This is a genomic window from Bradyrhizobium arachidis (genome assembly GCF_024758505.1).
In the GTDB taxonomy this organism is placed as follows: domain Bacteria; phylum Pseudomonadota; class Alphaproteobacteria; order Rhizobiales; family Xanthobacteraceae; genus Bradyrhizobium; species Bradyrhizobium manausense_C.
Genome location: NZ_CP077970.1, coordinates 8,456,149 through 8,476,479, shown reverse-complemented (window position 1 = coordinate 8,476,479; position 20,331 = coordinate 8,456,149). Strand labels below are relative to the sequence as shown.

At 64.1% G+C, this 20,331-nt stretch carries 20 protein-coding genes; 10 read left to right on the top strand and 10 right to left on the bottom strand.

Going from position 1 to position 20,331, the window contains the following annotated elements:
* Window positions 1–9 precede the first annotated feature (9 nt).
* Genes KUF59_RS39370 through KUF59_RS39355 form a run of 4 tightly spaced genes read left to right on the top strand, consistent with a single transcriptional unit; the run spans window position 10 to window position 3,442 of the window.
* Window positions 10–1,161: an ABC transporter ATP-binding protein gene (locus KUF59_RS39370; RefSeq protein WP_212456670.1), complete on the top strand. Its 1,152-nt coding sequence runs from the start codon at window positions 10–12 to the stop codon at window positions 1,159–1,161.
* A complete protein-coding gene (locus KUF59_RS39365) occupies window positions 1,158–2,072 on the top strand; it encodes an ABC transporter permease (protein ID WP_212456669.1) in 915 nt (304 codons plus the stop codon). Before KUF59_RS39370 ends, KUF59_RS39365 begins: the two co-directional genes overlap by 4 nt.
* Before the next feature lies 1 nt (window position 2,073).
* On the top strand, window positions 2,074–2,886 hold the full coding sequence (locus KUF59_RS39360; protein WP_212456668.1) for an ABC transporter permease: 813 nt from the start codon (window positions 2,074–2,076) through the stop codon (window positions 2,884–2,886).
* A gap of 34 nt (window positions 2,887–2,920) precedes the next feature.
* The gene (locus KUF59_RS39355) at window positions 2,921–3,442 is read left to right on the top strand and encodes a DUF6622 family protein (RefSeq protein ID WP_212456992.1); all 522 of its coding nucleotides are present in this window, start codon (window positions 2,921–2,923) and stop codon (window positions 3,440–3,442) included.
* Here KUF59_RS39355 and KUF59_RS39350 read toward each other — a convergent pair.
* From KUF59_RS39350 to KUF59_RS39335, 4 genes are all read right to left on the bottom strand, one after another.
* Window positions 3,417–4,268, bottom strand: coding sequence for a carbohydrate ABC transporter permease (locus KUF59_RS39350; RefSeq protein WP_212406236.1), 852 nt, complete (start codon window positions 4,266–4,268; stop codon window positions 3,417–3,419). The genes KUF59_RS39355 and KUF59_RS39350 overlap by 26 nt on opposite strands.
* Complete coding sequence (locus KUF59_RS39345) at window positions 4,265–5,137, bottom strand: carbohydrate ABC transporter permease (RefSeq protein ID WP_212456667.1); 873 nt, start codon at window positions 5,135–5,137, stop codon at window positions 4,265–4,267. The genes KUF59_RS39350 and KUF59_RS39345 overlap by 4 nt, the downstream gene beginning before the upstream one ends.
* Before the next feature lie 75 nt (window positions 5,138–5,212).
* Complete coding sequence (locus KUF59_RS39340; RefSeq protein WP_212456666.1) at window positions 5,213–6,598, bottom strand: ABC transporter substrate-binding protein; 1,386 nt, start codon at window positions 6,596–6,598, stop codon at window positions 5,213–5,215.
* A gap of 157 nt (window positions 6,599–6,755) precedes the next feature.
* Window positions 6,756–8,690, bottom strand: coding sequence for an AsmA family protein (locus KUF59_RS39335; RefSeq protein ID WP_212456991.1), 1,935 nt, complete (start codon window positions 8,688–8,690; stop codon window positions 6,756–6,758).
* Window positions 8,691–8,950: 260 nt separating this feature from the next.
* On the opposite strand from KUF59_RS39335, the gene KUF59_RS39330 reads away from it, so the two are divergent.
* The 4 genes from KUF59_RS39330 (at window position 8,951) to KUF59_RS39315 (ending at window position 12,255) form a co-directional block, all read left to right on the top strand.
* Window positions 8,951–9,658 (top strand): CoA transferase subunit A, encoded by a 708-nt coding sequence (locus KUF59_RS39330; RefSeq protein WP_212456665.1) that lies wholly within the window; start codon window positions 8,951–8,953, stop codon window positions 9,656–9,658.
* 68 nt (window positions 9,659–9,726) lie between these two features.
* Window positions 9,727–10,377: a 3-oxoacid CoA-transferase subunit B gene (locus tag KUF59_RS39325; RefSeq protein WP_212406232.1), complete on the top strand. Its 651-nt coding sequence runs from the start codon at window positions 9,727–9,729 to the stop codon at window positions 10,375–10,377.
* A gap of 21 nt (window positions 10,378–10,398) precedes the next feature.
* Complete coding sequence (locus tag KUF59_RS39320) at window positions 10,399–11,034, top strand: GNAT family N-acetyltransferase (RefSeq protein ID WP_212456664.1); 636 nt, start codon at window positions 10,399–10,401, stop codon at window positions 11,032–11,034.
* A gap of 276 nt (window positions 11,035–11,310) precedes the next feature.
* The gene (locus KUF59_RS39315; protein ID WP_258767973.1) at window positions 11,311–12,255 is read left to right on the top strand and encodes an alpha/beta fold hydrolase; all 945 of its coding nucleotides are present in this window, start codon (window positions 11,311–11,313) and stop codon (window positions 12,253–12,255) included.
* 93 nt (window positions 12,256–12,348) lie between these two features.
* Here the strand turns inward: KUF59_RS39315 and KUF59_RS39310 are convergent, their stop codons facing one another.
* The 4 genes from KUF59_RS39310 to KUF59_RS39295 form a co-directional block, all read right to left on the bottom strand.
* Window positions 12,349–13,227 (bottom strand): formylglycine-generating enzyme family protein, encoded by an 879-nt coding sequence (locus KUF59_RS39310; RefSeq protein ID WP_258767972.1) that lies wholly within the window; start codon window positions 13,225–13,227, stop codon window positions 12,349–12,351.
* Between the two features lie 144 nt (window positions 13,228–13,371).
* Window positions 13,372–14,469, bottom strand: coding sequence for a copper-containing nitrite reductase (nirK, locus tag KUF59_RS39305; protein WP_258767971.1), 1,098 nt, complete (start codon window positions 14,467–14,469; stop codon window positions 13,372–13,374).
* Window positions 14,470–14,595: 126 nt separating this feature from the next.
* Window positions 14,596–15,471, bottom strand: a complete 876-nt coding sequence (locus KUF59_RS44485) for a copper chaperone PCu(A)C (protein WP_408918054.1) — start codon at window positions 15,469–15,471, stop codon at window positions 14,596–14,598.
* Between the two features lie 79 nt (window positions 15,472–15,550).
* Window positions 15,551–15,751 carry a hypothetical protein gene (locus tag KUF59_RS39295; protein ID WP_258767970.1) on the bottom strand — a complete coding sequence of 67 codons (201 nt, stop codon included), beginning with the start codon at window positions 15,749–15,751 and terminating at the stop codon, window positions 15,551–15,553.
* A 188-nt stretch (window positions 15,752–15,939) separates the two neighbouring features.
* On the opposite strand from KUF59_RS39295, the gene hemN reads away from it, so the two are divergent.
* On the top strand, window positions 15,940–17,292 hold the full coding sequence (gene hemN, locus KUF59_RS39290) for an oxygen-independent coproporphyrinogen III oxidase (RefSeq protein WP_258767969.1): 1,353 nt from the start codon (window positions 15,940–15,942) through the stop codon (window positions 17,290–17,292).
* An 83-nt stretch (window positions 17,293–17,375) separates the two neighbouring features.
* Here hemN and KUF59_RS39285 read toward each other — a convergent pair whose 3' ends face one another.
* Window positions 17,376–18,086: a Crp/Fnr family transcriptional regulator gene (locus KUF59_RS39285; RefSeq protein ID WP_212456657.1), complete on the bottom strand. Its 711-nt coding sequence runs from the start codon at window positions 18,084–18,086 to the stop codon at window positions 17,376–17,378.
* Window positions 18,087–18,225: 139 nt separating this feature from the next.
* On the opposite strand from KUF59_RS39285, the gene KUF59_RS39280 reads away from it, so the two are divergent.
* Window positions 18,226–19,434 carry an NnrS family protein gene (locus KUF59_RS39280; protein WP_258767968.1) on the top strand — a complete coding sequence of 403 codons (1,209 nt, stop codon included), beginning with the start codon at window positions 18,226–18,228 and terminating at the stop codon, window positions 19,432–19,434.
* A 155-nt stretch (window positions 19,435–19,589) separates the two neighbouring features.
* On the opposite strand, the gene KUF59_RS39275 is transcribed toward KUF59_RS39280, so the two are convergent.
* On the bottom strand, window positions 19,590–20,168 hold the full coding sequence (locus KUF59_RS39275; RefSeq protein WP_258767967.1) for a hypothetical protein: 579 nt from the start codon (window positions 20,166–20,168) through the stop codon (window positions 19,590–19,592).
* Window positions 20,169–20,331: the final 163 nt, after the last annotated feature.

The following is a 20,331-nucleotide window of genomic DNA, read 5'->3' as shown; positions in this document are numbered from 1 at the left end:
GCGCGGAACATGGCTGACGAACGACACGGACTTGAAGAAGCAGCGGGGGCGGTGAATGCGGCTGCAAAACAGCCGCTGCTGCGCATTGACGGCGTGGTCAAGAATTTTGGCGCGTTCCGGGCCGTCGACGGCGTGTCGCTCGACATCAGGGCCGGCGAATTTTTTGCGCTGCTGGGCCCGAGCGGCTGCGGAAAGACCACGCTCTTGCGCATGCTCGCCGGCTTCGAGGCGCCCGATGAAGGCCGCATTCTGCTTGCGGGTGCGGACATCGCGCAGGCGCTGCCGCACGAGCGTCCCATCAACATGATGTTCCAGAACTACGCGCTGTTTCCGCATTTGTCGGTCTACGACAATATCGCCTTCGGCCTGAGGCGCGCCGGCATGGCGCGCGCCGATATCGCGACCCGCGTGGCCGAGATGGTGGCGCTGGTGAAGCTCGCGGGCCTGGAGAAGCGTAAACCCGACCAGCTCTCCGGCGGCCAGCGGCAGCGCGTGGCGCTGGCGCGCTCGCTGGCGCGGCGTCCGCAGGTGCTGCTGCTTGACGAGCCCCTGGCTGCGCTCGACAAGAAACTGCGCGAGAGCACGCAAGCCGAGCTGATGGAGCTGCAGCGGCGGCTCGGCATGACCTTTGTCATCGTCACCCACGACCAGGAGGAGGCGATGACCATGGCTGATCGAATCGGCGTGATGAATGCAGGCAAGCTCGTTCAGGTCGCCCCGCCGCGCGAGCTTTATGAAGCGCCGCGCTCGCGCTGGATCGCGGAGTTCGTCGGCGACATCAATCTGTTCGACGGCGAATTCAAACTGCGCGACGGTCACCGTCTCGTCATTGCCACCGGCGATGCAGGCACGCTGGTTGCGGCTGAGCCGCGCGAGCCGATCGCTGGAGCCAAATTGTCGGTCGCGATCCGCCCTGAAAAGGTCAAGCTATCGCGTCGCGCGCCCGTGGGCGAGAGATCGGCGATCAACCAGCTGGACGGCGTGATCGCCGATATCTGCTATCTCGGCGGCGCCACCACCTACAAAGTGAAGCTCGATACCGGCGGCATGGTGCAGTCGTCGGTGACCAACTCCGCGCGCCTCGACGTCGACGCTTACAGCCTGAACCAGCAGGTCGTGGCCTGGTTCACGCCCGACGATTGCCTGGTGCTGGACCAATGAGCGCGCGCCGCATCTTTGCGCGACCTGCGCGGTTCGCCGCGATCGCGCCCTATCTCTGGATGGCGCTGTTCTTCCTGGTGCCGTTCGCTTTCGTGCTGAAGATCAGCCTGTCGCAGACCGCGATCGCGCAGCCGCCCTACGAGCCGCTGTTCGACCTGACGGCGGGATGGGAGGCGATCAGGACGGCGTTTGGCGCGCTGTCGGCCGACAATTTCAAGCTGCTCGTCTCCGACGACCTCTATATCTACGCTTATGTGCGCAGCGTGACCGTCGCCATCACGTCGACCGCGATCCTGCTTCTGATCGGCTATCCCATCGCCTACGGCATGGCGCGGCTGCCAAGGCGCTGGCAGGCCTTGGCGATGGTGCTGGTCATCGTGCCGTTCTGGACCTCGTTCCTGATCCGCATCTATGCCTGGATCAATATCCTCCAGCATGACGGCCTGCTCAACCAGGTCCTGCTGGCGCTGCATGTCGTCGACAAGCCTGTCGTGTGGCTCTCCACCGACACCGCGATGTATCTCGGTATCGTCTATTCCTATCTGCCATTCATGATCCTGCCGCTCTACGCGACGCTCGCCAAGATGGAGCCGGCGCTGGAGGAGGCGGCAAGCGATCTCGGTGCGCCGCCGTGGCAGGTGTTCTGGCTCGTCACCTTCCCGTTGTCGCTGCCGGGCGTCGGCGCCGGCGTCCTGCTCTGCTTCATTCCGATCGTCGGCGAGTTCGTGATCCCGGACCTGCTCGCCGGATCGAACTCGCTGATGATCGGGCAGACGCTGTGGCTGGAATTCTTCACCAACAAGGACTGGCCGGTGGCCTCAAGCGCGGCCATCGTGCTGCTGGCCGTGCTGCTGGTGCCGCTCCTGCTCTACGAGCGCTTGCAGCGCCGGCAACTGGAACAGGGAAGGTAGGATGCGCAAGCTAACCCGGCTCTCCCGCTTCAACGTCGCCTCGCTCGCGCTGGGGCTCGCCTTCCTTTATTTGCCGATCGTCATCCTCGTCATCTATTCCTTCAACGCCTCGCGGCTGGTGACGGTGTGGGGCGGCTGGTCGCTGCGCTGGTACGTCGAGTTCTTCAACGACCGCGCCATGATCGAAGCTGCCTGGATGAGCCTGCGGGTCGCGGTCGCCTCAGCCAGCATCGCGACCGTGCTGGGCACGCTCGCCGCCGTCGCGCTGTCGCGCGGCGAGCGCTTTCGCGGCCGCACGCTGTTCTCCGGCATGCTCTATGCGCCGCTGGTGATGCCGGAGGTGATCACGGGCCTGTCGCTGCTCTTGCTGTTCGTCGCGCTCAACGCCGAACGCGGCTTCTGGACGGTGACGATCGCCCACACCACGCTCACCATGTGCTTCGTCGCCGTCGTGGTGCAGTCGCGCCTCGGCTCGCTCGACCGTTCGCTCGAGGAAGCGGCGATGGATCTCGGCTGCAATCCGGTGAACGCCTTCCTGTCGGTGACGCTGCCGCTGATCGCGCCCGCGATCATCGCCGGCTGGATGCTGGCCTTCACACTGTCGCTCGACGACCTCGTGATCGCGAGTTTTACCACCGGTCCCGGCTCGGCGACGCTGCCGATCCGGATTTATTCCGAGGTGCGGCTCGGGGTAAAACCCGAGATCAACGCGATCTGCACGCTGGTGATCGGGCTCATCGCGATCGTCATCGTGATCGCCTCGCTCGCTTCAAAACTGTCGAGTTCGCAGGGCGAGAGCGCGGCGCCGCTATAGGCAGCCAACGGGAGCGGCCATGATCTCCGGTTACATGAGCTTCGCCTACCAGATCCTGATCCACACCCCAATCTGGGTCTGGGCCCTGCTCGCCTATCTGGTCTGGCAGGGCGTCAAGTCGATGCAGCCGCGCAAGACAAAAATCTGGCGCGCGCTGATTGTGCCTGTGGTGTTCATCGTCTGGGGCATCTCGCGGATCGGTTTTGGCCCCCAGGCGAGCGTCTGGCCGCTCGTGGCATGGTGTGGGGCGGCGCTGGCGCTGCTGCCGCTCGGGGTGCTGACGCCGCGTCCGTTCGACGTGGACCATGTCACCGGCGAGATCATCCGCCCCGGCAGCATTTTTGCCCTGGTCCGGAATCTCGTCGTGTTCTCGCTGCAATATACGGTCAGCGTGATCTCGGCGATCAGCGTGAGCGAGCGTGCGCTCGCCTTCATCGTGGGCCGCGCCATTTCGGGCGCGACGGCCGGCTATTTCCTGGGTTCGCTGATCGCGCTGCTGATTGCCTACCGACGCAAGCGCGCCGCAGATATCAAGACTTCACTGCCCCCGCCGTGAGCCCGCCCACCATGTAGCGCTTGAAGGCGTAATAGATCGCGGCCGGCGGCAGCGCGTAGATGAAGCCTGTTGTCATCAACAGCTCCCACGGCGAGTCGTCGGCGGCGAGGAAGTTGCCGAGCGCCACGGGCAGCGTGATGTTGGTGTCCTTGGACAGGAGCAGGAACGCGTAGAGATATTCGTTCCAGGCGAGCAGCACCGCATAGGTGCCGATCGCGACCAGCGACGGCATCATCAGCGGCACGTAAACCAGGCGGAACAATTGCAGCGTGGTCGCGCCGTCCATGGTCGCGGCCTCGTCGAGCTCGACCGGCAGCTTGTCGGACGCCTGTTTCAGCACCCAGATCGCGTAAGGCGAGGCAATCGTCACCATGGCCAGGATCAGCGACCAGTGATTGTTGAGCAGGCCGTAATTGCCCATGGTGCGGTACATCGGCACGGCGAGGAACGCCGCCGGGATGAAGTAGGTGAACAGCGCGAGATTCATCACCCAGCGCCCGCCCGGCACCCGCAGCCGCGAGATCGAGAAGGCGGCGGCGGTCGCGATGAACAATGTCAACGCGCCGGCAGACAGCGCGATGACAGTCGAATTCCAGAACTGGATCCAGAAGTCGCGCAGGAAATAGTGCTCCTGGTAGAACACGATGTGGAAGTTGTGCAGCGTCGGATGATCCGGCCACAGCTTGCCCGAGAACGCGTCCTCCTTCGGCGAGATCGCGAACAGGAACATGTGGTAGATCGGCACCATGGTCCAGATGAAGACCGGGATGCCGATCAGCAGCAGTTTGGCTTCCGTGCCAACTTCTTTGAGGGTGGGAAGCTTCATCGCGACAACCGTTTCATCATGAAATAGACCAGCGGCAGCACCAGCGGCATCGCGACGACGATGGAAGCCATCGCGAGCGAGAGCTGGTCGAGCCGGAGATAGCGGATGCCGAGCGTCGACAGCACATGCGTCAGGTCGGCCGGGCCGCCGCCAGTGAGCAGATAGACGCTGTTGAAGTCCCCGAGCGTCCAGATCATCGAGAGCAGCGTGCAGGTGACATAGAGCGTCTGCATCGACGGCCAGGTGATGAAGCGGAATTTCTGCCACGGGTTGGCGCCGTCGACTTCGGATGCCTCGTACAGATCGTGCGGGATGGCGAGCCGGCCGGTCAGCAGGATCAGCGTCCAGAACGGCAGCGACTTCCAGATGTGCACGCCGATCGCCATGGTCAGCGCGACCGCCGGATTGTTCAGCCAGTTCGGGCCGTCATCGCCGGTGAAGGAGAAGATGAGGTGGTTGATCACGCCCCATTCGGGATTGAGCATGAAGCGCACCGACAGGATGGTCGGGATCGACGGCACCGCCCAGGGCAGGATGAAGATCACCGAGAGCCATTTGATCCAGGGACGCTGCTGGGCGAAGAAGCCGGACAGGAACAGCGCGATCAGCATCTTCACGTTGATGCCGATGACCAGGAAGATCAGCGTGTTGACCGCGGCGCGCGCGAAGATCGGGTCGTTGTACAGCGCGACATAGTTTTGCGGATCGCGCGCCAGGTACAGGCCGTAGCAGACGGGATAGACGACGAAGGCGAGGAAGACGAGCAGATAGGGCGCAAGCAGCAAAATGCCCCAGACCTGCGCCGTCGTCAGGCGCGAGGACCAAGGAGGGGCCGGGATTGTGTCTGAGCCAGATAATGTGATCGCCATATCGCTTACCCACCGAAAGCAACCGGCCGCGGAGGTCCGCGACCGGTACTAGCATACATCGATATCAGTCCGGGATCAGCCCGCCACCTGCTTGATGCGGGCGATCAGCTCGTCGACCGCCTTGTCCACCGGCACCTTCTCGCTGACCACGCGGTTCATCGCCTTGGCCCAGACGTTCTCGTTGTTCAGGATGGTGAACTTCCAGTTCTTGGTGAAGTCGAACGCGGCGGTGCCGCCCTTGAACTGCGCATAGACCGCCTTGCGATGCTTGTCGGCCTGCCAGAACGGGCTTTCCTGGCTTTCCTTGGTCACCGGGAACCAGCGGCCAAGCGCACCCTCGATATACGGGCGGACGTTCTGTTCCTCGAGCAGGAAGGAGATGAACTGCTTCGCCTCGGCCTTGTTCTTGGCCACCTTGAAGACCAGTCCCGTCTTGACGTCGGAGCGGTAGCGGATGGTCGAGCCGTCCGGCGCCTTCGGGAAGGAGGCGGTGATGATGTCCTCCTCATACGCCTTCTTGCCGGCTGCGCGCTGCTCGGGCGTCAGCGTCTGGTTGCCGGAGTCCTCGAACCACTTCGCCGCGATCGAGATCGTGAAGTTGTGGGTCATCACGATGGTCTTGTTGTGGAACGCGACGTTGTTGTCGGGATCCTTCCAGGTCGTGGAGGAGGGCGGCGAGCAACCCCGGATATAGGTGTCGGTGTAGTCCTTCATCGCCTTGATCAGGTTCTCGCGAACCTTGGGATCGTCGACCAGCAGCTTGCCGTCGTCGTCGACCAGCTTGACGTGATAGGCGTCCATGAAGGTGTAGAACGACTGGAAGCTGTCGGTGGATTCCACGCCCATCGGCTGGCCCACGGCGTAGATGCGCTGGCCGGTCGCCTTGCGGATGCCCGGCTGCACCTTGTCGCACCAGAACGTCCAGTAGTCTTCCCAGGTGTTCGGAATGTCGCTCACCTTGAAGCCGGCTTTCTCCAGCATGTCGTTCCAGATCTGGACGTGCATGCTCTGCTGCTTCAGCGGGAAGCCGTAATAGGCCTTCTTCTTGGCGACGTCGTCATAGAGGATCGACGCATCCAGCGTGTTCTGCACGAACCGGCCTTCGATCGGCTTCATGATGTCGGAGAGGTCCTCGAGCTTGCCCTCATAGGCCCACTTGCCCTGGGCCTGCACGTCGTAGCTGTCGGAATAGGCAACGTCCGGCACGGTGCCCGAATCGAGCGCGGCGACCGTCTTCGGAATCATGTCCTGGATCGCGTACTGCGACAATTCGACCTTGATGCCGGTCTTGGCCTCGAACTTCTTGATCGTCTCGATGAGCGCGTCGTCTTCGGACCGATAAAATCCCTTGCCCCACCAGACCGTGATCGTCTTCTGCTGGGCGAATGCGGGTGCAGTGACTGCGAACAGCCCGACTGCTGCAACCGCCAGCGAAACTGCGCCAATAACCTTGGATCTCACGTTTTTCTCCCTCAATCCACCGATCTTTTAACCGGTTGGATAAAACACTAGCCCATGCCGCATGAGCGATCTAGCGGCATGTTGTCAGACCAAGGTCGCGGGTAAATCATGCGTGGGCCACGCGAATTGATTTAATCGACGCATCAATTCGTGTCGATCAATTCGATTTGGCGTTCTCTTTGCCGTTTTCCGCTGATGGCACCGGCGCCGTATCGCTGGCGGGCTGCTTGCCGCCGGTGAAACGTTCGAGCACCGAGCGCACGGCGTCGCGGGTCTTGCGATCCTTCACCGCGTCGAGCAGCGGCGCGGAGGCGGGCGAGCGGCGGATCAGGCTTTCCGGATCGGGGAAGATCAGGGGATCGTCCCACGGCCCCTGCACGACGAAGGGCAGTTCGAAGCCGGAGGTGGCGTTGAGGCTCGCCACGCCCTTCATGTCGTATTCGCGCGACGGCACGGAAGCCGTGCCGGTCAGCGTGATCTTGGCTGAAGGTCCTTCGATGCGGATGTCCTGCGCGGTCGCGATGCCGTCGGAGAACTTTACGGAGATGTTGAGCGTGTCGTAGGGCGTCGAGCCGTTGCGGAAATTGCCGCCGCCGGACAACGGCCGCCGCTCCAGCCGCTTCAAGAGCTGTTCGGCGTTGAAGCCCGAGATCGCGCCGTTCTGCCCGGTCACCGTGGCGGTGCCGTCGAGCGAGCTTGCGAGGCCAAACGGGCTCGAGCCGGAGGCGACGAGTGCGACGCTGATATTGCCGCGGCCCGACAATTTGTGGACGCCGAACAATTCGGTCGCACAGGCCTGGAGATCGACATCGGTGAACTGGAATTGCGCCTTGACGTCGGCCTGCGCGTCGGAGCGGGCGATGTTGAACGAGCCCTTGGCGATGCCGCCATAGACCTGCGCCTCGCCGACCGAAAGCGCGAGCGTGCCGTTGCGCAAATTCGCGCCGATCGCGGTGCGGCCGAGCTTCGACGGTCCGATCGTCAGCTTCGCCGCCGACAGGCGCATGTCGAGATCGGTGGCGAGCAGCGCGTTGAGATCGAACAGCTGCCGGTTCCAGTCGCGCGCGCCGCTGGCGAGCAGGCGGAAGGTGGAGATGTAGGGCGTGAAGTCGAGCGCGTCGGCGGCGAGCGTGGCCTGCAAGGTCTGTCGGCCGTTATTGGCGTAGGTCATCACGCCTTCGGCGACGTTGCCGTCCAGCTCGACATTGACATTGGTGAGCGCGATCGAGGCACCCACCACGTTGGCGCGCGCCTTCAGCGCGAAACGGCCGAAGCCGCCGCTCGCCGGCGACGGCTGGCCGGTCCAGCGCAGCGCGTTGCGCAAGGACGGGCTGTCGATCGTGAGCGTGCCTTCCATCATCGGGCTGGTGCGGTTGGCGACGCTGCCGTCGAAGGCGAGCTTGAGCGGCGCGCTGACGATCCGCGCTTTCAGTCCCGAGCGGTCGCCGGACAGGGCTGCGACGAAATCGGCAAAGCTGATCGAGCCGTCGACGCGCTCGCCGCGCCAGTCGAACTGGCCGGTCGCCGCGAACGAGCGCGAGATCGAGGGCCATGCCAGCGACAGATCGATGTCCTCGAATTTTTCGGTCGCGTGGCTCGCCATGTCCTCATAGTTGAGCACGCCGTCCTGGATCCTGATCTCGGAGAACGAGATCTGGTTGTCGGCGCCGGGCTTCATGGTGCGCGCGATGGTCTGGATGAACGGCGTCCAGTTGCTGTCGCCATTGGGCTCCAGCGCGACGTGGATCTTGGGCCGCAGCAGCATCAGGTCGGCGATCTCGAACCGCTGCAGCAGCAGCGGCAGCAGCCGCAAATTCGCGGTGAGCACGTCAACGTGAAGTGCGGGGTCGCCGGCGCCGCCGCCGCCCTTCAGGCCTACGTCATGAAAGGAAACATAGCTCGCCGGCAGCACCGACACGTCGATCGAGCCGGCCACCGTGAGTTCGAGCCCGGTGACGGCGCGGATCTGGGCTTCCACCGCCTTGCGCAGCGCGTCGCGGTTGATCAGCCAGGAGGTCGCGATCAGGGCGATCAGCACTACGCCGAGCAGCGCCGCAATCGGCGTCCCCAGGCGCTTCATTCCTTGGGCCATCGTCAATGGCATGTCCTGATCGGGTTTGGTTGTCGGTGGCCAAGAGGGGCGGTTGCGGGAAACCTGCGCGCCCCTCGCCCAACCCCCGCAACTTGATGGGTTTTCTTGTCGCTTTCAAGGCCGCCCTGGCGGTTATGCCCACGGCGTGGGCACCCTCTACCATAGGGGCGGAGGCGGTGGAGCCCGTAGATTGACGGCTTCGGACCATTTCGCCTAATAATCCCGGCCAATAAGACGCCCCTTCAGCCAAGGTTTGCTGCATGAACAAGGTCTATCCCGACGCGAAGTCGGCTCTGTCAGGCATTCTGAAAGACGGCATGATGATCATGTCCGGTGGTTTCGGCCTCTGCGGCATCGCCGAGGCGCTTTCGGATGCGATCCGCGATTCCGGGGTGAAGAACCTCACGGTGGTCTCCAACAATGCCGGCGTCGACGGTATCGGGCTCAGCCGCCTGCTGGAAACCCGCCAGATCAAGAAGATGATCTCGTCCTATGTCGGCGAGAACAAGCTGTTCGCGCAGCAATTCCTCGCCGGCGAGCTGGAACTCGAATTCAATCCGCAGGGCACGCTGGCCGAGCGCATCCGCGCCGGCGGCGCCGGGATCCCGGCCTTCTACACCAAGACCGGCGTCGGCACGCTGATCGCCGAAGGCAAGGAAGTGAAGGAGTTCGACGGCCAGAAGTATTTGATGGAACGCGGCCTGTTCGCCGATCTCGCCATCGTCCACGCCTGGAAGGGCGACACCGCGGGCAACCTCATCTACCGCAAGACCGCGCGTAACTTTAACCCGATGATGGCGACCGCCGCCAAAATCACGGTCGCCGAGGTCGAGCATCTGGTGCCGGCCGGGGAGCTCAATCCCGATCACATCCACACGCCCGGTCTTTTCGTGAAGCGCATCGTCGAGGTCGGCAACGCCACGAAGCGCATCGAATTCCGCAACACCCGCCCGCGCCCGAGCGCATGATCCGGAAAAGTGGACACCGGTTTTCCGATCAGATCATGCGCCACTAAGGAATCGACAGGAGCACAACGATGGCCTGGACCCGTGAACAAATGGCTGCGCGTGCCGCAAAGGAATTGCGCGACGGCTTTTACGTCAACCTCGGCATCGGCATTCCGACGCTGGTCTCGAACTACATCCCCGACGGCATGGACGTCAGCCTGCAGAGCGAGAACGGCATGCTCGGCATGGGCCCGTTCCCCTATGAGGACGAGGTCGACGCCGACCTCATCAACGCCGGCAAGCAGACGGTCAGCGAGCTGCCTTCGACGTCCTATTTCTCCAGCGCCGATTCCTTCGGCATGATCCGCGGCGGCCACATGGATCTCTCGATCCTCGGCGCCATGCAGGTGGCCCAGAACGGCGATCTCGCCAACTGGATGATCCCCGGCAAGATGGTGAAGGGCATGGGCGGCGCGATGGATCTCGTCGCCGGAGTCAAGCGCGTCGTCGTCGTCATGGAGCATTCCGCCAAGGACGGCGCAAAGCTGCTCAAGAAGTGCAACCTGCCGCTGACCGGCGAACGCGTGGTCGACATGGTCGTGACTGATCTGGCGGTCTTCACCATCGACAAGCATGGCGACGGCGGCATGGCGCTGATCGAGCTCGCCGACGGCGTCACGCTCGACGAGGTCAAGGAAAAGACCGAAGCCGAATTCCGCGTCGCGCTGAAGAACACCTGAGGCTGTTCGCAAGGGGCGCGCATGACGATCAGGTCAGCGCGTCCCGAGGACGCCGCCTTCATCTCAAGAACGATCCTGTCAGCACAGCGCGGCTACCGGCCGCGCGGCTGGTTCGACATCGCGCTCGGCTGGCCGGACGCGCAGTGCCGTGATTTCATCGCACGGATTGCGACGGCGCAGACGGTGTCGATGTGGCACCACTCAAAATTCCTGATTGCCGAATGCGAGGGACAACCGGCCGCCGCGCTCTGTGCGGTGCCCGCTTCCGGCACCGGCCCCGCGGCGTGGGCCGCGATCGAGGAGGTCGGCGCAGCGACCGGGCTGACCGCGTCAGAGTTTGAGGCGATCCGCCGGCGCGGTGCCTATGTCCGGAATTGCTGGGTTCAAGGCGGCGAGGGCGACTGGATGATCGAGCATGTCGCGACCGATCCTGCGTATGGTGGTCGCGGCCTGGTGCAGGCGCTGCTCGCGCGTGCGCTCGATGACGGGAGATCGGTCGGCTACCGCCGCGCGACGATCTCCTTCCTGATCGGCAACGAGCCCGCCGAACGCGCCTATGCCAAGGCCGGATTTGTCCTGGCGGACGAGAAGCGCGATGCAGCCTTCGAAACACTGATCGGCGCGCCGGGCTTTCGGATGTTTGCGCGGGAGATTTGATCGGGCGAGCAACGATGTGAACTGCTGGCACCGTCATCCCCGCGCAACGGCGAAGCCGTTGTCGCTGGAGGTGCGATGCATGCGGCGCGATGCGCCGCATGGGGAGCCTCGAAGGATGGACGGCCAAGATGCAGCCGGGCCGTCGCCCTTCGAGGGCCGCTGAAGAAGCGGCCACCTCAGGGTGACGGTGATAAGGTGAGCGTTCGCGGCGCGCAGATGGACAGTATCGTAGCCCGCATGCAGCGAAGCGGAATGCGGGACGGTGGGAGAACGATCATGTGGCTGACATATCTTGGCGTCGCGGGTGCGCTCGTTCTGATCGGGCTCGTTTGTCTCAACTATGTCTTTCCGGAGTTCACGGCCGGATGGCTGTTGGCGCTTCGGCTGAAGGCGGGTGGATTTGCGGACAAGCGCATTTCCATACCCGGATTCAACATCGTCTATTGGGAGGCCGGTGGCGGCGAGCCGCTCGTGCTGGTTCACGGCATGGGCGTCGACCGCGGCACGATGCTGGATGTCGCCGAGAAACTGAAGCAGAATTATCGCGTGATCCTCTTGGATCTGCCGGGGTTCGGTGACAGCGACAAGCCCGACAATGCCGACTACGGCATCAAGGCTCAGGTGGAAAATCTGCGGCAGTTCATCCAGGCTCTTGATTTGCGGCGGGTGCATCTCGCCGGCCATTCCATGGGAGGCTGGATCAGTGCCGGCTTTGCGGCTACCCATCCCGACATGGTGTCGACGCTCTGGCTGATCGCCGCGGCGGGGACCTCCGACCTCGAGGACGGGATTGCGATGGAAGCGTTTCGGCGCGGCGAGTACGTGCTTTGCTGCCGCGCGCCGTCGGACCTGCCCGGCATCATGAAGCTCGCGATGGTGAAGGTGCCGCGATTGCCGCATTTCCTCTGGGAGGCGTTGGGGCGCCGGGCGGCGGCCAACTATGATCTCCACAAGCGGATCTTCAAGACGATCGCGGATGATGTTGCGGGCTACGATCTGGAGCGGCGGCTTCCCGGCATTGCCGCGCCGACCCTGCTGGTTTGGGGAGATTCCGACCGGCTGGTGCCGCCGTCCGCATTGCAGACCTTCAAGCGACTGATCCCGGGCGCGCGGGCGATCCTCATGGAGCAGATCGGGCACGTGCCGCAGATGGAGGCGGTCGATCGCTGCGCGAATGATTACATCGCATTCCGACAATCGGTGCCCGCTTCCGCCGACTGACAAAGTGTAGTGTCGTAGCCCGCATGAGCGCAGCGATATGCGGGGACTCCATTCCCGGGTGTCGCTTCGCTCACCCGGGCTACGGGACTGAACCTACGACCTCGCCGCCCAAACCTTGCCAAGCCGTCCCGACACGCTCGCCACCCACGACTTCGGCTCGCGCACCAGGCGAAAACCGAGATTGGCGGGCGGGACGCCTTGCGCGCAGCCGCCGGCGCGGGCGTCGCGGATGAAGTCGGTGACGTAGGCGCGGTGTGCGCCTTCGGCGATGCGCACACCGCAATTGATGGTTGGGCGCGCGGCGTTGCCGTTCTCGTCCTGCCGCGAGCGCACGAAGCAGCTCGAGGTCCACTCCCAGACGTTGCCCGCCATGTCGAACACGCCGTGCTCGTTGGCGCCGCCCTTGCCGAATGGATCAGGCTTGTTGTCGGTGAACGCGCGATCGGATTCGCGCTCATATCTGCTGAGCGAGCGCTTCGACGGATCGTTGGCGTCGACCGGCACGCCGTCGTCCTTGAATCGGCTGCCGGCCGCATAGGCCCATTCCTCGTCGCTCGGCAGGCGATAGCGTTCGCCGGTTTTGCGTGACAGCCAGTTCGCGTAGGCGTCTGCATCGTGCCAGCTCACCTGCACCGCCGGCCGGTCGAGGGCAACAGCGACGTCGCGATCGAGCGCGCGGCAGGCGCCGTCCTGCACGCAAGTCTGATAATCGGCGGAGGAAACCTGATGACGCATGATCGCAACCGGCCGCGTGAAGCGCACCGAGACGAGCGGCGCCTCCGCCTGCTTGCCGGCGCGGGTGAAGTCGCCCGCCGCGCGATATGAAAAGCTACCGCGCGCAATCTCGACGATCTCGGGTGAGCCCGTTGCGCTACGCAGCGTCACGTCGGAGACCAGCGGTCCCACCGCGAGCGGCCCTGCGAGACCGGCGGCACAGGCCAGTGCCACCTTCAGTTTGAATGCGATCAACATGGTATTGCCCCGAAAGAAGAAGGGGCCGGTGATGAGCCGGCCTAAAGCGCGATGACTTCAGGAAGTCATCGCGCTTTAGTTTCTTATCTGGAGCATGATCTTTCGGAAAACCGCTGCACACTTTTCCGGATCATGCTCTCGTCGTCAGTTGGTCTTGGAGGCCGGGACTTCGGCAGGCGCCTTCACCTGGGTCATCAGATCGTCGTTCCACTTGCCTTCGACCTTGAAGTGCGCGGTGGCACCGAGATTGGCGGCCTCGATCAGATTATGCGTGACATAGGCGTAGATGCCGGGCTGCAGGAACTTGTAGAGCGCAGCCCCCGCCGAACCGCCGCGGATGAACCAGGTCTCCAGATCGGTCTCCGGTGCATTGGAGAATTTTCCGGTCTCCCAGACATAGTCGCCATGGCCGCCGATCAGATGCGGACGGCTGTCGCGATTGGCCTGCGAGTGCACGATCAGGACGTTCTCGCCGACCTTGGCGGTCAGTGCGCTCTTGCCGGTCAGCGCGCCGACCTTGCCGTTGAACACCACATGCGTCGGGATCAGCTTCTTCATCACCTCTTCGGTGTCGGTATAGGCCTCGCCCGGCGAGTCGTAGTTCTTGAAGTTGCCCTTCTCGTCGCGCGGCACATACATGTCCTGCTCGCCGATGTAGTAGACCTTGTCGTACTTGAGCGCGTGGCCCTTGCCGTCGTTCAGGCCGTCGCGCGGCAGCACCATCACGGCGCCGTTCATGCCGGAGACCACGTGCCAGGGGATCATCGGACCGCCCGGTGCGCAGTGATAGACGAACACGCCGGTGCGGGTCGCCTTCCAGCGCAGCACGACCTGCTCGCCGGGATTGACCAGGGTCAGCTCGCCGCCGCCGAGCGCACCGGTCGCGGAGTGGAAGTCGATGTTGTGCGGCATGGTGTTGGTCGAAGGATTGACCAGCGTCAGCTCGACATAGTCGCCCTCGTGCACGACCATCAGCGGGCCCGGCATCGAGCCGTTGAAGGTCATCGCCTGGAAGGTGGTGCCCTTGTCGTCGATGACGACCTTCTTCTCCTCGATCGTGAGCTTGAACTCCATGATCTTCGGGCCCTGCTTGGTCGCCTGCTCGTGCGCATGCACGAAGGGCGGCGCAACCAGCTCGACCTTCTGCCGCGGCAGCTTGAGATCGTCAGCGGCGAAAGCGGGGACGGCCAGCATGAGGGAAGTCACGGCGGCGCTGATCAGTGCGGCTCTGCGGGTGAACATGGGAAGCATCCTTCATCCATCTGAAACGTTTTAATCACGCTCATGAGTTTGCGCCGATCCTGGCAAGAAGGTTTGCGCTGCGACAAACATCCGCCGGATTTGCCTCCGCAACACCCCTTAGGTGAGTTACCTGAGCAGGATCGGCGACACGACGTTAACCGTGTCGGACGCACCAAGACCGATCGCGAGGCCGAGCGACCAGCGGCCCGACAGCGGCGCCGCCATTTTCACCCGCCATTGATCGTGACCGACGCGCTCCGCGCGTGCCGTGATCGGCGCGATGCCGTGCTCGGGATTGCCGAGCGTGACGGCGACGGTATCAGCGGCAAGCGGCAACTCATTCGCATCCTCAAGCTGGATCGCGATCTCGACCGGACCGGCGCGGCCAGGCGTAACGGTGACATTGGCCATCGCGCGTTCGGCATGAAGATGGGTGAAGAAGCTTTCGTCATCTTCGGTCGTTGCCGCTGTTGTCGCGGGCTTGGCGATCTCGGCGCGCGGCGGAAATTCCGGCGCTTGCGCGCGCTGTGTGGGTTCAGGCGCTTGCGCGCCTACGGCCTGCACGTCGAGCGTGACCTTGACGTCGCCGGCGCGTTCGAACGACAGCGTCACCGGCACCTGATCGCCCTGGTGCAGGGGTGTGTTGAGCCCGACCAGCATCAGATGGCCGCCGCCCGGCATCAGCTGCACGGAGCCGCCGGGCGCGATGACGAGGCCTCCCTCAATGGGGCGCATGGTCATGACGCCGTTCGTAACAGTCATCTCGTGGATCTCGGTCTTTGCGGCGAGGGTGGTCGTGGCCGCCTTGAGGCGCTCCGGCGTTGTGCCCTTGTTCTCGATAGTGAGATAGCCGCCGGCAACTTTTGCGCCGCCCGGCGTCGCGCGGCTCCAGGCGCGGGTGACGACGAGATCGCCGAGTCTGGCGTCTCCGGCATAAGCGGGTTGCGCCACGAGACACGACAAAGCGGCCACGCAGGAAAGTGCGCGTCGGGAGGTGATCATGGTGGTGCCTTTCGGTTAGAGCGTTTTCCAGCGAAGTGGGAACCGGTTCGCGTCAAGAAAGCGCGTCAAAAACAAGAATCTAAAAGAGGGCGATGGCGAGCCAGACCGTCACCCAGACCGCGAGCGACAGGGCGGCAAAGATGGTGATCATGGCGGCGAAGGCGCGCACCAGGCGGCCGCCGGCCGATACCGGCGCCACCGGCAGGGGCTGAAAATCGTCGAACCGCGGAATGTGACCGCGAATGAGCCACAGCACGATGTCGAGGGCGAGCAGTCCCATGACCCGAACTCCGCATAGGTTGCGTGATCAGGCCTCACCATGGCCGAAATCCGGCACGGCCGCTTTGCGCGAGCGCAAGCTCGTCCCGCTCCCGACTTTGAGCGAGCGCAAGGTCGCGCGCGCCCATCCGCGGTAGAGGAGGACCATCAGAGACGGGCCGCGCGGTCGGCAGATATCGAGGACTGGACATGAGAACCGATCTTGCGGTGGCCTACGGCGAGGAACGTTTGCCGCGCTATACGAGCTATCCGACCGCACCGCATTTCTCGCCGGCGGTGAGCCCGAACATCTACGCCAAATGGCTGGCCGAGATACCGACCAATGTCAGCGCCTCGCTCTACCTGCACGTCCCGTTCTGCCGAAAAATGTGCTGGTACTGCGGCTGCCACACCCAGGTCGCCCGCCGCGAGGACCCGGTCGCGGCCTATCAGGCGGTGCTGCTGCGCGAGATCGGCCTCGTGGCCGAGGCCATCGGCCGCCGCATCAAGGTCGAGCACATCCATTTTGGCGGCGGCACGCCGACGATCATGGCGCCTGACGCCTTCACCGAGCTGATGGCGGCGATCCGTCGCGCCTTCTTCGTGCTACCGCAGGCGGAGATCGCGATCGAGATCGATCCGCGTACGCTGACATCAGAGATGACCGATGCGCTGGCGCTCGCCGGCATCAATCGCGCCAGCCTCGGCGTGCAGAGCTTCGATCCCGCCGTGCAGGTCGCGATCAACCGCGTGCAGAGCTTTGCGCAGACCAAAAAGGTCACCGAGGATTTGCGGCGGGCCGGCATCGAGGGCGTCAATTTCGACCTGATCTACGGGCTGCCGTTCCAGACCGTCGCCTCCTGCATCGACACGGTGAAGCGCTGCCTGGAGCTTCGTCCCGATCGCTTCTCGGTGTTCGGCTATGCGCATGTCCCGAGCTTCAAGAAGCACCAGCGCAAGATCGACGAGGCCCGCCTGCCCGATACTCTTGCGCGTCACGACCAGTCCTGCGCGATCGCCAATGCGCTGAAGGAAGCCGGCTATATCCAGATCGGGCTCGATCATTTTGCGCTGCCCGACGATCCGATGGCGGCCGCCTTCAGAGAGCACAGGCTGCGGCGCAATTTCCAGGGCTACACGACCGATGCCAGCGAAGTCCTGATCGGCTTTGGGGCGAGCGCGATCGGGCACCTGCCGCAGGGCTACGTCCAGAACGACGTGCGGACCGACGTTTATTCGCAGACGATCGGTGCCGGCAGCCTCGCGACCGTCAAGGGCTATGCGCTCACCGACGACGACCGGCTGCGCGCCGACATCATCGAGCGCATCATGTGTGATTTCGGCGTCGATCTCGGCGCGGTCTGCGCCCGCCACGGCACGGCATCAGATGCAATGTTGAAGTCGGCGCCGCGGCTGAAAAACCTGATCTCGGACGGCGTGGTCGAGCTCTCGGGCGACCAGCTCGCGGTCGCCAGGGATTCCCGCTTCCTCCTGCGCAGCGTCGCCGCCGCGTTCGACGCGCATCTCGACACGGCGAAGCAACTGCATAGTCGGGCGGTGTGACGTCGTCTGCCACGAACTCGTCATGGTCGGGCATAGCCGTCCTTCGGACGGCTATGCCCGGGCATGACGGAAATGTCTATGCGTTACCCCGGCCCGCCGCCCGCGCTCTGCTCTGCCAGCACAAAGATCTTGTGCGGCTCGCGCAAAATGATGCGCTGGCGGCCGCCTTCGATCAGACCGAGCTGCTCCCAGCCGCTCAAGATGCGGCTCACGGTGTGCAGCGTGGTGCCGGTCATCTGCGCGATGTCCTGGCGGCTGATCGGGAAGTCGATCTCGATGCCGTGGTCGAGCTTCTTACCGGACTGCTTTGCGAGCCGCAGCAGCGCATGCGCGACGCGCTGCTCGACCTGCTGGGTCGACATCTCGAGCACGCGGGTGTGGGTTTCCTGGAGGCGTGTGCCGACGGTCTGCAACGTGTTGGTGGCGAGCGCCGGGAATTTCTGCACCAGCCGCGGCCAGGTACCGGTCGGCCAGGCCAGCACGACGCTGTCGTCGACCGCGGTCGCGGTGGCCGGGTATTGCGTCAGCCCGATCGCCATCGCGAGCCCAAAGGTCTCGCCCGTCGCGACATAGCGCACCACGATCTGTTCGCCGGTCGGCGTGGTCTTGGCGGCGCGGACATGGCCGTGCAGCAGCAGGAAGAAGGAATGCGCGTCCTCGCCCTGCTCGAAGACATGGCTGTTCTTCGGAAAGCGCGCCGAGCGGGCCTCGCGCAGGATCTCGTCGAGTTCCTCCGGCTTGAACCCCGCGAACAGCGGCAAATGCGCAACCAGCGACGTGTCGACCTTGGCCATGGTGCCTCCAGTTCGGACTGTGTCATGGCACCTTCGATCGTCCAGTAATTTGCGATAGCGCAAAACATGCCGGCCGGACGGCGGTATTTTTGCTCTTGAGAACCGATGTCAAAAAGAGCCGAATTCACGGAGTATCGCCATGGCCAGCCGTCCCCGCACCTATCAAGGCTGGCCGCTGCTGGCCCACAGTTTTAGGCCATTCTTCCTGCTGGCGGCGATCCAGGCTGCCCTTTCGATCCTGGTCTGGCTGCCGGCCTTCTATGGCGAGATATCGCTGACCTCGGCGTTTGCGCCGCGCGACTGGCACGTCCACGAGATGCTCTACGGCTTCCTGCCGGCGGTCATCACCGGGTTCCTGTTCACGGCGATCCCGAACTGGACCGGCCGGCTGCCGATCCAGGGCACGCCGTTGGCGGGGCTGGTGATCGTCTGGCTTGCGGGGCGCATCGCGGTGACGCTGTCTGCCGAGACCGGCTGGCTGTTTGCGCTGATCGTCGACGCGGCATTCCTTGCGCTGGTCGTCGCGGCCGCGGCGCGCGAGATCGTGGCGGGCAAGAACTGGCGCAATCTGCCTGTCGTGCTGATGGTCACGGTGCTGCTGGCCGGTAACGTCGCCTTCCATCTCGAAGCGCATCGTGCAGGCAGCGCCGATTACAGCATCCGCCTCGGCATATCAGTGGTCGTGCTGCTGCTGTCGCTGATCGGCGGCCGCATCATCCCGAGCTTCACCCGCAACTGGCTGGTGAAGCAGAATCCCGGCCGCCTGCCGGTGCCGTTCGGCCGCTTCGACGGCATCGTCATCGCCTTGAGCGCGCTGACGCTGCTAGCCTGGGTCATAAGCCCGCTGAGCGTGGCCACCGGCGTCGCGATGGCGCTCGCGGGCCTCTTCCATCTCGTGCGTCTCGCGCGCTGGGCCGGCGATCGCACGGCACGCGAGCGGCTGCTGCTGATCCTGCATATCGGCTATGTCTTCGTGCCCCTCGGCTTCCTGCTGCATGCGCTGGCCGCCTTCGGCGTGCTGCCGCCGAGCGCGGGAATCCATGCCTGGATGGCGGGCGCCGCCGGCATCATGACGCTCGCGGTGATGACGCGTGCGAGCCTCGGCCATACCGGGCAGGCGCTGACGGCCTCGCCCGCGACGCATGCGATCTATGCCGCGATCATTGTTGCGGCGCTGACGCGGGTCTGTGCGGCGGTCGCGCCCTGGCATGGCGACGCGCTGCTGCATGTCGCAGCCTTTGCCTGGGTCGTGGCCTATCTCGGCTTCGCGATCGCCTTCGGCCCGCTGCTGCTCGGCCTGCGGTTCCGCGCGCTCGCAACGGTTCGTCCCGCAGCCGTCGCACGCTAAATCTCTCCGCTTGCTCAGTGCACCCACTCATGCGCGGGGCCGACAAGGAAGACAACGCCGCAGCATGAAGTACAACGCTGAACATCCCTTCGCCGGACCACCGGGGCCGCGCAGAGATGCATCGGTGGGGCTCAGACAATTGGTGGCAGTGATGCTCATCGGGTATTTACCGCCGCGCAGAACTGTTCCGTGACCGCTGTCGTTTCCTCGGTGACGTTCCAGCCGTTCGTCTCGGCGTTTTCCTTGGCAAACTTTTGCTCGTTCTGAAGCATCTTTTTGATGAGCGCGTATGGTTTCCAGTCGGCCTTGGACAGCTTGACGGGGGGCGCACCGCAGACGTTGTGGGCAATCGCTTTCTGCACACTAGTGCTGACGTCGCTCATGTGGTCCTCGACCACGGCGGTGAAGCGCGCCTTGGCGTATTGGCTGTTGGCTGCGATGAAGTCCCTGCAGAAGGCGACCCGTTGACCTCCGTCGCGGGCCTTGATGTAGGCCGTCTGCGTTTCGTAATGGACGCGGTAGGCGAGTTTGTCGGCGTTCGGGTCGGATTTCACCGCTTCGAGCATGGCGCGGTGCTCACCCAAGGTGGCGTCATTGATCCGGATGTCACATACTTTGGCGAGGGAGACGACCGGAACGTAGGTCCGCACCATGGCTTCCAAGGCATCGTTGGCGTGCGCCACTGGTGCGAAGAGGCTGGCGGCGATTGCGAAAGCAGCGAGACAGCGTTTCATTGGTGACATGCTCCGGATCACCGAACAGCAAGCGGCGGCGGCGTGGGGGTCGCGGTGGTCCACCACACACACCAGCGCGGCGACCCAACTGCGAAGCGTCCAGCCGGAAACGGGTTGAGCAACTTACTGCGCGAATTCCTTGGGCGGCAGTCGAGCGGCGGCA